The organism is Paenalcaligenes sp. DL 463, assembly GCF_057475185.1.
This window is the reverse complement of the sequence record NZ_JBYBKX010000001.1, coordinates 1,606,814-1,620,336: the sequence shown is the minus strand read 5'-3', so window position 1 is coordinate 1,620,336 and position 13,523 is coordinate 1,606,814. Positions and strand designations below refer to the sequence as shown.

Annotated in this window: 12 protein-coding genes; 2 read left to right on the top strand and 10 right to left on the bottom strand. The window is 48.5% G+C overall.

The genetic code is table 11. The features are described from left to right. The first annotated feature begins 65 nt into the window (after positions 1–65). Entirely contained in the window at positions 66–677 is a 612-nt protein-coding gene (locus tag AC2UZI_RS07555; protein ID WP_486943197.1) for a TetR/AcrR family transcriptional regulator, read from the top strand. Between the two features lie 74 nt (positions 678–751). Here AC2UZI_RS07555 and ppsA read toward each other — a convergent pair whose 3' ends face one another. Next, complete coding sequence (gene ppsA, locus AC2UZI_RS07550; protein ID WP_486943196.1) at positions 752–3,127, bottom strand: phosphoenolpyruvate synthase; 2,376 nt, start codon at positions 3,125–3,127, stop codon at positions 752–754. A 156-nt stretch (positions 3,128–3,283) separates the two neighbouring features. On the opposite strand from ppsA, the gene ppsR reads away from it, so the two are divergent. Continuing rightward, the gene (gene ppsR / locus AC2UZI_RS07545; RefSeq protein WP_486943195.1) at positions 3,284–4,117 is read left to right on the top strand and encodes a posphoenolpyruvate synthetase regulatory kinase/phosphorylase PpsR; all 834 of its coding nucleotides are present in this window, start codon (positions 3,284–3,286) and stop codon (positions 4,115–4,117) included. Positions 4,118–4,206: 89 nt separating this feature from the next. Here ppsR and AC2UZI_RS07540 read toward each other — a convergent pair whose 3' ends face one another. From AC2UZI_RS07540 to rseP, 9 genes are all read right to left on the bottom strand, one after another. Continuing rightward, positions 4,207–4,983 carry a TrmH family RNA methyltransferase gene (locus tag AC2UZI_RS07540; protein WP_486943194.1) on the bottom strand — a complete coding sequence of 259 codons (777 nt, stop codon included), beginning with the start codon at positions 4,981–4,983 and terminating at the stop codon, positions 4,207–4,209. Next, positions 4,980–5,606: a ribonuclease HII gene (rnhB, locus tag AC2UZI_RS07535; RefSeq protein WP_486943193.1), complete on the bottom strand. Its 627-nt coding sequence runs from the start codon at positions 5,604–5,606 to the stop codon at positions 4,980–4,982. Before rnhB ends, AC2UZI_RS07540 begins: the two co-directional genes overlap by 4 nt. Next, complete coding sequence (lpxB, locus tag AC2UZI_RS07530; protein WP_486943192.1) at positions 5,596–6,798, bottom strand: lipid-A-disaccharide synthase; 1,203 nt, start codon at positions 6,796–6,798, stop codon at positions 5,596–5,598. The genes rnhB and lpxB overlap by 11 nt, the downstream gene beginning before the upstream one ends. Further along, positions 6,795–7,586 (bottom strand): acyl-ACP--UDP-N-acetylglucosamine O-acyltransferase, encoded by a 792-nt coding sequence (gene lpxA / locus AC2UZI_RS07525; protein ID WP_486943191.1) that lies wholly within the window; start codon positions 7,584–7,586, stop codon positions 6,795–6,797. The genes lpxB and lpxA overlap by 4 nt, the downstream gene beginning before the upstream one ends. Continuing rightward, positions 7,583–8,044, bottom strand: coding sequence for a 3-hydroxyacyl-ACP dehydratase FabZ (gene fabZ / locus AC2UZI_RS07520; protein WP_486943190.1), 462 nt, complete (start codon positions 8,042–8,044; stop codon positions 7,583–7,585). The genes lpxA and fabZ overlap by 4 nt, the downstream gene beginning before the upstream one ends. Positions 8,045–8,075: 31 nt before the next feature. Continuing rightward, positions 8,076–9,167, bottom strand: coding sequence for a UDP-3-O-(3-hydroxymyristoyl)glucosamine N-acyltransferase (gene lpxD / locus AC2UZI_RS07515; protein ID WP_486943189.1), 1,092 nt, complete (start codon positions 9,165–9,167; stop codon positions 8,076–8,078). Between the two features lie 6 nt (positions 9,168–9,173). Further along, entirely contained in the window at positions 9,174–9,656 is a 483-nt protein-coding gene (locus AC2UZI_RS07510; RefSeq protein ID WP_486943737.1) for an OmpH/Skp family outer membrane protein, read from the bottom strand. A 134-nt stretch (positions 9,657–9,790) separates the two neighbouring features. Continuing rightward, the gene (gene bamA, locus AC2UZI_RS07505) at positions 9,791–12,130 is read right to left on the bottom strand and encodes an outer membrane protein assembly factor BamA (RefSeq protein WP_486943188.1); all 2,340 of its coding nucleotides are present in this window, start codon (positions 12,128–12,130) and stop codon (positions 9,791–9,793) included. Positions 12,131–12,182: 52 nt separating this feature from the next. Further along, on the bottom strand, positions 12,183–13,517 hold the full coding sequence (gene rseP, locus AC2UZI_RS07500) for an RIP metalloprotease RseP (protein WP_486943187.1): 1,335 nt from the start codon (positions 13,515–13,517) through the stop codon (positions 12,183–12,185). Positions 13,518–13,523: the final 6 nt, after the last annotated feature.

Genomic DNA, 13,523 nt, shown 5'->3' with positions numbered 1-13,523 from the left:
ATTTGACAAGATGTGGTTGGACAAGTAAAAACAATGCATACTTTTTTGTTAGTTTAAGGATAGTCGTGAAAGCCACTAAAGCTCAAGAACGCCGTGCTCGTATTATTTCTATAGCCAAAGAAACTTTTTGTGAGTACGGCTACGAAGGGGCCTCTATGTCTATCATCGCGGCCCGAGTTGGCGGGTCTAAGGGAACGCTTTATAACTACTTCCCTTCTAAAGACGAACTGCTATTGGCAACAATGCTTGAAGGTGCTGAAAATTTTAAGCGGATCTTTACTGACGCAATCGATATCACCAAACCCCTTGATCAAGCGTTAATGGTCTTTGTCGAGCGTTTATTGCGCCTTCTCTACCAAGAAGCCGATACCATTAAACTATTACGGGTTGTGATATCTGTTGGGGGAAGTTCTGATATCGGACGTCGTTTTTTTGAGTACATTGGCGACGGGGTTTGGACTCAAGTCGTGGAGATTCTAGAGCACCATATCCAAATTGGAACCTTACGCCCGAAAGACCCGCATTATATGGCGACGAATTTACGCGGTCTTTGTGATGCTGAGCTTTTACGCATGTTAATGGGCGCCATGCCCAGCATGTCAGATGACGAGCTGGCCCTACGAAGCCAACAAATAGTGAATACGTTTATTCAGGCTTATAGTACGACTACTAAGTAAAATTCTGACATCATAAAAAATGGGCGCCTACGTTAATTCGTAGGCGCCCATTTTGTTTAGCGATTACACCGAAATTAAGCGGTGGTTTTTTTCGCTAAGCGCTGCCATGTATCAATAACCGTATCGGGGTTAAGTGAAAGCGAGAGTATCCCTTCGTCACGTAGCCACTCGGCCAGCTCGGGGTGATCGCTAGGCCCTTGACCACATATACCCACGTACTTACCTGCTTTCAAGCATGCTTGAATAGCACGGCTTAGCATGAACTTAACCGCTTCGTCTCGCTCGTCAAAGTCGGCGGCCAGAAGCTCCATACCAGAGTCACGATCCAGCCCTAACGTGAGCTGAGTCATGTCGTTAGAACCGATTGAGAAACCGTCGAAGAACTCAAGAAACTCGGTCGCTAAAATGGCGTTAGAAGGAACTTCGCACATCATTATCACGCGTAGACCATTCTTTCCGCGCTCTAATCCATTTTCAGCCAAAAGCTCGATAACACGCTGTGCCTGAGACAATGTGCGCACAAATGGAACCATGATTTCGACGTTGGTTAAACCCATTTCATCACGGACCTTTTTGAGTGCTTCGCATTCCATGCGGAAGCATTCTTCAAAGTCATCCGAAATATAGCGAGCTGCGCCACGGAAGCCCAGCATGGGGTTCTCTTCCTCTGGCTCATAACGTGAACCACCTACTAACTTGCGGTACTCGTTAGATTTAAAATCAGACAAACGTACGATGACCGGCTTCGGATAGAAGGCAGCGCCTAACGTGGCGATACCCTCAGAGAGCTTTTCAACGAAGAAAGACCGTGGGCTTGCGTAGCCACGAGCGGCAGACTCGACGGCCTTTTTAAGTTCACTGTCGACGTTCGGGTAATCCAATACGGCTTTAGGGTGAATCGCAATATTGTTGTTGATAATGAACTCGAGTCTGGCTAGACCCACACCGTCATTAGGAATCTGGGAGAAGTCAAAAGCCAATTGTGGGTTACCCACGTTCATCATGACTTTTATGCCAATTTCAGGCATTTCGCCCCAACTGACTTCCTCAATTTGTGTTTCGAGTAAACCATCATAAATGCGCCCTTCGTCACCTTCTGCACATGAAACGGTGACTTCTTGCCCATCTTTAAGTACGTCGGTAGCAACAGCACAACCCACAACAGCAGGGATACCCAATTCGCGCGCAATAATGGCGGCATGGCAGGTGCGACCTCCACGGTTCGTGACAATAGCTGAGGCCAACTTCATGACAGGTTCCCAGTTCGGGTCGGTCATGTCTGTTACTAACACATCGCCTGCTTTAACCTGATCCATTTCGCTTGCATCACCAACTAGGCGAACCGTACCTGAACCAATTTTTTGTCCAATAGCACGACCGGTAACGAGCACTTCACCAGTGGCTTTCAGGCTATAGCGCTCTTGTACATCGCTATTGGAGATTTGTGACTTAACCGTTTCGGGGCGAGCCTGCAAAATGTAGATCTTGCCATCCAAGCCATCACGACCCCACTCGATATCCATAGGGCGCTGATAATGTTTTTCAATAATCGAGGCGTAACGAGCTAATTCGATGACTTCTTCGTCGTTTAACGAGTAGCGGTTGCGCTCGGAAACGGGAACGTCGACCGTGCGAACGGCTTCGCCACTTTCGCGCTCGACATCGAATTCCATTTTTAATAGCTTGGAACCAATGCGACGGCTAATAATGGGGTAATGGCCAGCTTCGAGTGAGGGTTTGAAAACATAAAACTCGTCAGGGTTTACCGCGCCCTGAACAACGGTTTCACCCAAACCATACGAAGACGTAATGAATACGACATCGGTAAAGCCTGACTCGGTATCCAGCGTGAACATAACGCCAGAACTACCTTTGTCAGAGCGCACCATGCGTTGAATTCCGGCGGATAAGGCGACGTCAGCGTGTGCAAAACCCTTGTGTACACGGTATGAAATCGCTCTATCATTGTAGAGGGAGGCAAATACATGATGAATTTTCTCTAGTACATCATCAATTCCCACTACGTTTAGGTAGCTTTCTTGTTGACCAGCAAAGGAGGCGTCAGGTAAATCTTCCGCTGTGGCTGAAGAACGTACCGCAAATGAGCCTTGACCGTCAGCATCTAGTTTGGCAAAAGATTCACGAATTTGAGACTCGAGCTCGGCCGGGAATGGTGTGTCAATGATCCACTGGCGAATTTCTTCCCCAGCAGCCACTAATTCACGTACGTCATCAGCATCCAGCGTTTCGAGACGCTTTGCAATACGCTCATCAAGGCCATCGGCTTTCAAGAAAACGCGATACGCCTCTGCAGTGGTTGCGAAGCCACCTGGAACGCGCACACCTGCTCCGGCAAGTTGGCTAATCATTTCGCCTAGCGAGGCGTTTTTGCCACCAACTGTGTCGACGTCCGTCATGCGGAGCGTGTCGAAGGGTAAAACATAAGACATAAATGTCACCTTAAAAGAAAAAAAGCGTGTTTGCGTAGCGTTCAACGGATAAGGGCTTTATTAACGCGCTACGCAAACCTGCCTTGCTTGTCATTCATGTCGCTGTTACTCTTTTTGGATTGTACCGTTTCTAGGGCATTGTGCACCACTTAAGACATGACTTCGACATTAATTGAACGAACCGTTTTCGTCGTTTCCGATAGTACTGGAATTACCGCCGAAACTTTTAGCCATTCTGTGCTCTCCCAATTTCAGCAGTTTGAGTTCGAGGCCATTAGAATCCCTTTTATCGACACGATTGAGAAGGCACAAGGCGTAGCCGAGCGTATCAATCAGTCCGCCGCTGAGCTTGGCCAGCCACCTTTGGTTTTTAGCACCTTGGTAGACCCTAAAATGGCCAAAATTATTGGCTCGGCTAACTGCACATTTTTGGACTTGTTTGGCTCGTTTGTCCGTCATATCGAACGTGCCTTAGGGGTGAAATCCAGTCGCTCGGTAGGTCGCTCACATTCAAACGGATTGTCGAAACAATACAACAATCGCATTGAAGCGATTAACTTTAGCCTTGCCCACGACGATGGCCAGTTCGTACACGGACTGGAACAAGCGGATGTAATCTTAGTTGGGGTCTCCCGTTGCGGAAAAACACCCACCAGCCTTTATCTAGCGATGCAATATGCCGTTAAGGCTGCTAATTTTCCGCTGATTCCGGAAGACTTTGAGCGTGGCACCCTTCCTAGTACATTGCTTCCTTTTAGAAAGAAACTGTTTGGCCTTTCAATTTTGCCTGACCGCCTAGCAGAAGTACGCCACGAACGGCGTCCCGACAGCAAGTATGCCTCGTTAAAGCAATGTATCAATGAGGTGGCCGATGCCGAACGTTTAATGCGCATGGAAGGTATTCCTTGGCTATCAACGACGACACGCTCTATTGAAGAAATTTCCAGTAAAATTCTAGAAGAAGTGGGTCTTAACCGTAGAATCTACTAAGGTATTTGATTCATTTACTCACTAAAGGGAAAGTCAGCTTCAAATGAAGTGCTTTCCTTTTTTTGTTTCTAACGCAACGAGAAACAAGGTTAGAGATTCTGGCGACGTTGCTCGAACAAACAAATGCCCGCAGCAATGGCGACGTTCAACGACTCGACACGGTCGGATTGCGGAATGAAAACGCGCTTATCCGCCTGTTGAAGGAGTTGGGTTGCTACGCCCTGCCCTTCGTTGCCGAAAAGCCAAGCTGATTGATCGGGAATGACAGTGTCGTATAAAGACTGCGCGTCCGATAATGAAGTAGCGAAAATAGGAACCTGCGCCTCGGCAATAAGGGTGCTTAACTCAACGTGCTCGAAAATCGTCAAGCTAAAGTGGGCACCCTGCGCACTACGTAACACTTTTTGCGACCATGCGGCAGCACAACCAGCCGATAAATACACTTGATCGATGTCTGCCGCTGCTGCAGTACGCAATAGTGTTCCTAAGTTACCAGGGTCTTGTACACGATCAAGTAATAACGCCTTACTGACTAAGGGGCCCGATACCAACCTTTCAGGTGCGGTAACCACAAAAGCGATACCTTGGGGTTGTTGCACACTGGATAATGACCGAAACAAGTTCGAGCTTAAGATATCAGGCTTTAATGAACTGATTTGTTCCAGCAGCCCGTTAATTTCTTCGTTTGTATCCGCTTTATCAGCATCGATGACGACGCCATCGGGATGCCCAAAACACGCTAACCAACTTTGGCACAAATGCACGCCTTCTAGCCATAGTTGGGATTGACCACCACCCAAGGGACGCTTCGCTTGAACAATACGTAGCAGGTGCTTATAACGCTGGTTATCACGTGATTGGATCATGATGAAGAGGTATTGTCTTGCATTGAAAGCGCTGCACGGCGTACCGGAGCAAAACTAAGCCGATGCTCTGGGCAAGGACCATGCAAGCTTAAACGCTCCATGTGTTGCGCTGTTCCATAGCCTTTATGCTGGTCAAAACCGTAGTCTGGATAATATTCATGCATGGTTAGGCAAGCTTCATCACGGGCAGTTTTTGCCAGAATAGAGGCCGCTGAAATAGCGGCGACTTGCAAGTCGCCTTTCACGATAGCATGGGCCGGCATGACCAAATCAGTCGGAATACGGTTACCATCGATCAGTACCAGCGTGGGTGTTACCGGCAATGCCTCGCAAGCTCGGCGCATGGCTAACATCGTTGCGTGGAGTATATTGAGCTGATCAATTTCGTCACGATTAGCACTTGCAATACACCACGCTAATGAGCGGTTACGAATTTCAACGGCTAATTCATCTCTACGCTTTGCGCTTAGCTTTTTAGAGTCCGTCAGCCCTTCGATGGGGTGCTCAGGATCCAGAATGACAGCAGCAGCGAATACCGGACCTGCTAGAGGGCCGCGACCCGCTTCGTCCACTCCAGCAATGGCGCTATGGCCTGAAATTAAGGCGTCTAAATCAAGTTTCACGAGCAACTTTTAAAATGACATCGGCTGCGAGTCGAGGGGTATCTAGCCGTAATGACTGGTGAAGGTGATGAAATTTCTGTGATACGCGAACTCGCCATGTCGTGTCATCAAGGGCTACTTGGCATGCTTTAGCCAGTTTTTCGGGCGTGGCGTCCTCTTGAAGTAGCTCTGGAACCACAAAATCCTGACAGAGAATATTAGGTAGCCCTACCCAGTCTAACAAAGGACGCGCTTGCCCAGACTGCCACGCCATAATGCGCTTCATTAATGGCGTTAACACATACGAAATAACCATGGGCCGCTTGTACAGCGCCGCTTCTAATGTTGCGGTACCACTTGCGACCAGTAAGGCATCACTGGCTTCCATTACATCCCACGCCACGGGTTTACGTCCACCGTCTGGAAGATGTTGTGGGTTATCGGGATCGCTAGTAATGATGCGTAGATGTTGCACCGGATACTGTTTAACGATTTCTTCAAACTGCTGTTTTCGAGCAGCATTAACGACGGGTACAAGTACTTGAAGCTGAGGATCCTCGCGCTGAAGTCGCTGTACAGCTTGTAAAAAACGCGGTGCCAAATTGGCGATTTCTGAACTTCTGCTTCCAGGCAATACCCCTAACACCTTAGCATCAGCGTCTATGTTTAAACGTTGACGTGCCTCAACACTGTTGGGCTCAAGCGGAATATTTTGTGCTAATGGGTGCCCTACGCATGTGACGGGTATACCTTCCCTTTCGTAAATATCGACCTCGAAAGGGAAAAGCACCAGCATATGTGAAACCGCTTTGCGAATCTTATGAATACGTTCATAACGCCAAGCCCAAATTGACGGCCCCACAAACTGCACTGTGGGTACCCCTTTTTGGCGTAAGGCGGCTTCCATCCGTAGATTAAAGTCTGGGGCGTCTATACCCACAAACACGTCTGGAAGCGTTTTAAACCAACGGTTTCGTACGCTGTAGTAGGTATGCAACAAGCCCGGCAAGCTTTTTAAGGCGTCCACGTAGCCAAAAACGGATAAGGCATCCATGGGTTGCCAAGCATTCAAACCAGCCGCCACCATTTCGGGGCCACCGATGCCTTCAATCACCGCATTTGGGCTGGACTCGTAAAGCCCTCGCTGAATACGAGAGCCTAATAAATCGCCGGAGGGTTCCCCGGCTACCATGCCCACACGCAAACCCGTCATGGTCTAACAATTCCTCGCGTTGAGGACTCAAGAAAATCAATCATGATTTGTACGGCAGAAGCGCCTTCTGGCTTGGCTTCCTGCAGCGCTTTCATTTGAACTAAGGCTTCGTCCACTTTTAAGTCGCGGCGATACAGTAGGCGATAGGTTTCTTTGACCGATGAAATCGCTTCTGATGAGAAACCTCGGCGTTTCAATCCCTCGGAGTTAATGCCTACAGGTCTGAAGGGGTCGCCGGCCCCGATGACGAAAGGAGGAATATCCTGACGTATCGAGCTCGTGCCACCTACCATGGTGTGAGCACCGATGCGCACAAACTGATGCATTGCAGACAACCCACCAATAATGGCCCAGTCGTCGATATAAATGTGTCCGGCTAGCTGGACGCTATTTGCCAGAATCGTGTGATTTCCGATCTGACAGTCATGGGCAATATGGACGTAAGCCATGATCCAGTTGTCGTTACCTAGGCGAGTGACACCAATATCTTGAGCAGTCCCCGTATTGATGGTTACGTACTCTCGTATGGTGTTGCCATCACCAATTTCTAGGCGAGTAGCCTCGCCCGCATACTTTTTATCTTGTGGCATACCGCCAATTGAGCAAAAACGATAAAAATTATTGTTTTTACCAATGCGTGTATGACCATCGATAATGCAATGCGGACCCACCACTGTCCCTGAGCCTATACTGACGTTTTCGCCGATAATGCTATAAGCACCGACTTGCACATCTGGGTGAAGCGTTGCACCAGAAGCAATAAGTGCGGTAGGGTGAATTAAACTCATGCTTCGTCGTCTTCCAATACGCGGATAGCGCACATTAACTTGGCTTCAGCAATGACTTTGCCATCGACAAGTGCTTTGGCAGAGTATTTACAAATGGCACGACTAATGCGATCAGCCACGACCTCGAGGCGCAGTTGATCACCTGGCACCACGGGTTTTCTAAAACGAGCCCCATCTACACCGACAAGATAGTAAGCAATCTTCTGACTGGAAGGGTTGATATCATTATCCCCTTCGAATGAAAAGAGCGCTGCAGCTTGAGCCATGGCTTCGATAATGAGAACTCCAGGCATCACAGGGTGATGTGGAAAATGTCCGGTAAAAAACGGCTCGTTCATCGACACGTTTTTAATGGCAACAATGCTTTTCCCTGGGACCATTTCAATAACACGGTCGACTAACAACATCGGGTAACGATGAGGTAAGCGTTCCATAATTTGTCGAATATCGAGTTCCATGATGATTCCTGCTTATTATTCTATTAAAAAGTTAATCGTTGTTATTACGTTCTAACGCACGCAAACGACGGCGTAACGGTCCTAACTGTGAAATAACAGCGGCATTACGCTGCCACTGCTGATGATCAGCATAGGGGTACACACCCGTGTAACGGCCCGAACTGCTAATGCTGGATGTAATCGCTGTGCCACCAGATACCTGTACATCATCGCAAATAGTGAGATGGCCAGATAGCATGGCGGCGCCACCAATAATGCAGCGTTTACCGATTGTTGTAGAGCCGGCGATGCCCACACACGCGGCGATGGCTGTGAATTCGCCGATATGCACATTATGCGCAACCATAATTTGGTTATCTAGCTTCACACCGTTCTCAATCGTGGTGTCGTCTAAGGCTCCGCGATCGACGGTAGTATTTGCACCTATCTCTACGTCATTGCCAATTTTCACGCCACCGATTTGAGCAATTTTTGCCCACGCTCCTTTTTGGGAGGGGTCAGGCGCGAAACCAAAACCGTCCGCACCGAGAACGGCTCCAGCGTGAACAATGCACCGGTCACCGAGAGAGACCTGATGGTACAAAACGACATTGGGGTGCAATAAGCAGGCGTTACCAATGTGTGAGTCAGAACCGATCACACACCCAGCTCCGATGTGCGTGCCCTCGCCGATGGTCACATTAGCCTCGATGACAGCATTCGCCCCTACCCTAACATTTGCTTGTAAGACAGCCGAGTGATGAACATAAGCCGAAGGATGTACAACCGCTTCTAAGGCTTGAATCCGGTGATTGTCGAACCATTGCGCTAGCAAGGCATACATCAGATAAGGTTGTTCGCAAAGAACAACGGAGAATGAGGGCGTGAACGACAACCCCTTGGCATCATCCGGATGCAAAATAACGGCAGCCGCTTTCGTTTGGGAAAGTTGGTCTTTAAGCTTCGGGTTGGATAAGAAGCTCAATTCGACTGACGAAGCATAATGCAACGAGCCCAGCCCTTGTATAAGGTGCGTGGGCTCGTTGCTATCTTCCGCCAACCTGCATTCAAGACCCGCTTTCTGCACTATCGCAATAAGCTGCTTTAGTGAAGGCGCCTGATCAGGCGCTAGCAGTACAGGCATTATGAATTAACCACCCAATGCTTTTAAAACCTCGTCAGTGATGTCCACGCGAGGACTGACTGTAACGGCGTCTTGGATGATGAGGTCGTAACCTTGGCTATCAGCAATACGCTGAATTGCCGCGTCGGCTTTCTCTACAATAGCGGAAAACTCTTCGTTACGGCGACGATTGAAATCCTCTTGGAATTCGCGTCGCTTACGCTGTAAGTCAGAGTCGAGGTCTGCTAGTTGACGCTGACGAGTGATGCGTTCGGACTCAGACAAAACCGGCGCATCTTTATCGAAGCGTTGTGCGTCGGTACGTAGCTTGTTAGCTAGACTTTGTAATTCGTCGTCACGGCGCTTGAATTCTGCTTCGATTTTGCTTTGCGCAGCTTTAGCAGGTTGTGAGTCGCGCAAAATGCGCTCCGTGCTGACAAACCCAATTTTTGTTTGGGCTTGCGCAATCGGAGCAGCGGCCATAGCCGACACACCCAACACAGCGGCCATCAAGACAGTACGGTTAGTACGTGACAGTTGGCGAACGACTGAGGAAAGTTGAAATGCGAATTTAGACTTCATGAAAATCTACCTTGCTAATAACGCTGCAGGAAAAAGTTAATTGTGCCACTAAATAGGGCTTTTTAAAATGCGGTACCGATTTGGAACTGGAACGCTTGTTTCTCATCACCAGGTTTCGCATTCATGGCTCGACCGTAGGATAATTGCAATGGGCCCAAAGGTGACTGCCAAGACAAGCCTACCCCTGCTGCGTACTTCCATCCGCAAGGGTCTTGGATCTCGTTATGACGGCCAGTCCAGCAAGAGCCGTCAGTGTTATCAACGCGACCCGCATCAGCAAATAAGAACCAACGCAGTGTGCGATCTCGTGTAGCCCCAGGGAATGGCAGGTAAAGTTGAACATTACCCGCTACGCGACGAGAACCACCGAGGTAGTCACCTGTTAGCGTATCTCTTGGACCTAGCGATGCACCTTCAAAGCCACGAACTGAGCCTATACCACCCCCATACACGGTTTTAATAACGGGGTAGTCGCGGTCGCCGTACGACTTACCGTAGTCGGCCATACCATTAAAGGCTAAGGTAAACGCTCGCCCTAGAGGTAAATAATACTGCTGCTGCGCGCTGAGCATGTAATAACGCAGATCAAGCGTAGAGAAGTCAGCAGACAGACGGGTGTAGCTTCCGCGAGTCGGTGCTAATGCACTGTCTCGGGTGTCTTTAGACCAACCTAAGTTAAAGATGGCCGCATTGGTGCCAGCCCCAAAATTATTGACGAAATCTTGATAGGCCTGAGGCATACGATCTGGACTAAAACGCCCGATCTTGTTGTGCTCAAGGTTAACGCCCATAAAGATACGGTCGTACTCGGAGATAGGAATACCGAAATTCAATCCGGCCCCATACGCGGTAACTTGATAATCACCATAGGCGTAGTCACTATCGTAAGGGGTCGTACGGCGGTAATAAAGCGAGGTGGTTTTACTAATACCGTCTTTCGTCCAGTAAGGATCGGTATGCGAGATAATCGCTGCACGATTCGTCTTACTGGTGTTTACTTGAAGCGATAAGCTGTTTCCGCTACCAAAAATATTGTCTTGGCTAATTCCAGCCGACAAAATGACCTTATCTGTAGAACCGTAACCCACGCCCAGATTAATAAGGCCTGTGGGTTTTTCTTTAACGTCTACGTTCACGTCAACTTGATCCGGAGACCCCGCTACCGGAGAAGTGGAAACGTCTACCTCGTTAAAGTAGCCTAAGCGATCAATTCGGTCCCGTGAAAATGCAATGCTATTGGAATCGTACCAAGCCGCTTCATTTTGACGCATTTCACGTCGAATTACTTCATCTCGGGTACGCGTGTTGCCCCCAATTTGGATTCGACGTACGTATGCACGACGACCCGGATCCACGTAGAAACTAAGATCAGTAGTGTGATTGTCACGATCAAGCACTGGGTGTGGATTTACGTTAGCAAAGGCATAACCTAGGCTACCTAAGTAATCCATGATGGCCTTGGCCGATGCATTGGTTTTTTCTGCTGAAAACGTCTCGCCGGCTTTAATTTGTATAAGCGGTAAGATTTCGTCTTCTAAGCCTAAAAGTTCGCCCGCAAGTTTTACATCGCTAACCTGATAAGGTTCGCCTTCTTGAATCGTTAATGTAACGAAAATATCTTGGCGGTCAGGAGAGATAGAAACTTGAGGGGGCTCGGAATTAAACTCTAAGTAACCGCGGTCAAGGTAATAGGAACGGAGACGCTCGACGTCACCTTCCAGCTTCTCTCGGGAGTATTGGTTGGTGCCGGTGTACCACGTCATAAACCCGGAGGTTGTAAGCTCCATTTGGTTTAACAAGCGGCTGGTACTGAAGTCTTCGTTACCAACAATATTAATTTCTTTGATTTTAGCTAAGTCGCCTTCAAAGACATCAAAGCTTACCCCAACACGATTTCTTGGTAAGGGGGTAATAATTGGCGTAACTTCGACGCCGTATTTGCCTTTGCTAAGGTACTGCTGCTTAAGCTCGAACTCGGCTCGTTCCAGCATGGCTCGATCGAAGACACGTCCTTCACCGAAACCTACCTGTGTTAATGATTGCGTTATGTTTTTAGCGTCGAACTCGCGCATTCCGTTAAAGCTAACTGAAGCGATCGTTGGGCGTTCGATAACAGAGACAACCAGTACGTCATTGCTGGTGTCTAACTGCACATCGCTAAAAAAACCAGTGGCGTACAAACGTTGAATGGCTTCACTAGCTTGCTCTTCTGTAAATGACTCACCGACCTTGACTGGCAAGAAACTAAATACAGTACCTGGATCTACCCGTTGTATGCCGTTAACTTGAATATCACGAACAACAAAAGGCGTAAACGCACTGGCTATAGCAGGAGCTAGTAACGCCGCCACCAGAAAGGGTACGGTACGCAAAGCAAATTTTGATTTCCGGCTTAACGACATCCTGAAGAGTCCTTGGTCGATCAAATGGTTTTGGATTGTAAGACAATGAAGCCTAACTGAAAAGGCGAGCAAAGTCATTTACGAAGGCAAGCATCATTAACGCAGCAAGTATACCTAAGCCAATGCGGCGTCCATGATTTTGCCATTCTTCTGATAAAGGTCGTCCACGAACAACCTCGACAGCATAATACAGCAGATGGCCCCCATCTAGCATAGGTATAGGTAAAAGATTTAACAAACCAATGCTAACGCTAATTAATGCGAGGAAATGTAAATAAGAGGCAAGACCGATGCGGGCACTTTGCCCTGCGTAATCAGCAATGGATACTGGACCACTGATATTCTTTACGGAGACATCCCCCGTAATCATACGCCCTATCATCTTTAATGACAGCCAGAAGGTGTCGGCTGTACGTGTAACCCCTTGAACCAAGCTATCTACTGGGCCATAACGTACGGTTACCATAGGGAGGTCGGCTCCAACGATAATTCCGATACGGCCAACCTCTTCGCCTTCTGGCGTCAACTCAGAGCGCACTTGAGCGCTAATCGTTAAGTGTTGGTCATTACGCCGTATTTGCAAATGCGCGGGTTGACCAGCTAAGGCTTGAACGGCTTGAACAAATTCGGTAGCGGTGGGCTCGACAAGATCATTTAAGCCAATGATCGTATCCCCTGCGAGCAGGCCTGCTTCCTCTGCAGCCCCACCCTCGATAACACTTTGAATTTTTGCATGAGGCATGGCAAGTTTAAAGCCAGCATCCGCTAATAGATCAACACCTTCGGGATGGATCTCGGCTTTATCCAATTGCACATCATAGGTACGAAGGTTGTTAAGGTAATCATGGGTGTGAATGCTTACTGAGCCGCCTGTAGTCAAGGGGTCTAGCATTTCCCAGCGAAACTGCGACCAAGAGCGTACAGCCTTGTTATTTACCCCAACAACGGTGTCGCCAGCCTGAACTTGCGCAAAGGAGGCTGCTGTGTTTGCAAGAGGTGGCGCTACAATTGGAGCAGGCTCTTGTGTTCCAATTAAACCAGTAACGGCGTAAATGATCACCGCTAAAATTAAGTTTGCAGCCGGCCCTGCCGCCGTAATCGCCGCACGTTGCCCTACCGTTTTATTATCAAAAGATGAATCGATTTCTGCTTGGGTTGCATTGGGCGGCGGCTGATTTTGCATCATAACGTAGCCGCCTAACGGTAGGGCCGAAAAGGCCCACTCGCAACCCCGTTTGTCTCTGTACCGTGCTAATACTTTGCCAAAACCGAAAGAAAAACGTTCGATATGCACGCCACAACGCCGCGCAACCCAATAGTGCCCTAGCTCGTGTATGGTGACTAATAAGCCAATGGCGATGGCAAAGGCTAGCAAGGTGAATAACATGGACTA

Excerpts from the sequence above, each read along its gene's own strand:
- ppsA (WP_486943196.1), bottom strand. The coding sequence starts at position 3,127 with ATGTCTTATGTTTTACCCTTCGACACGCTCCGCATGACGGACGTCGAC.
- ppsR (WP_486943195.1), top strand. The coding sequence starts at position 3,284 with ATGACTTCGACATTAATTGAACGAACCGTTTTCGTCGTTTCCGATAGT.
- AC2UZI_RS07540 (WP_486943194.1), bottom strand. The coding sequence starts at position 4,983 with ATGATCCAATCACGTGATAACCAGCGTTATAAGCACCTGCTACGTATT.
- lpxB (WP_486943192.1), bottom strand. The coding sequence starts at position 6,798 with ATGACGGGTTTGCGTGTGGGCATGGTAGCCGGGGAACCCTCCGGCGAT.
- lpxA (WP_486943191.1), bottom strand. The coding sequence starts at position 7,586 with ATGAGTTTAATTCACCCTACCGCACTTATTGCTTCTGGTGCAACGCTT.
- fabZ (WP_486943190.1), bottom strand. The coding sequence starts at position 8,044 with ATGGAACTCGATATTCGACAAATTATGGAACGCTTACCTCATCGTTAC.
- lpxD (WP_486943189.1), bottom strand. The coding sequence starts at position 9,167 with ATGCCTGTACTGCTAGCGCCTGATCAGGCGCCTTCACTAAAGCAGCTT.
- AC2UZI_RS07510 (WP_486943737.1), bottom strand. The coding sequence starts at position 9,656 with ATGGCCGCTGTGTTGGGTGTGTCGGCTATGGCCGCTGCTCCGATTGCG.
- bamA (WP_486943188.1), bottom strand. The coding sequence starts at position 12,130 with ATGTCGTTAAGCCGGAAATCAAAATTTGCTTTGCGTACCGTACCCTTT.
- rseP (WP_486943187.1), bottom strand. The coding sequence starts at position 13,517 with ATGTTATTCACCTTGCTAGCCTTTGCCATCGCCATTGGCTTATTAGTC.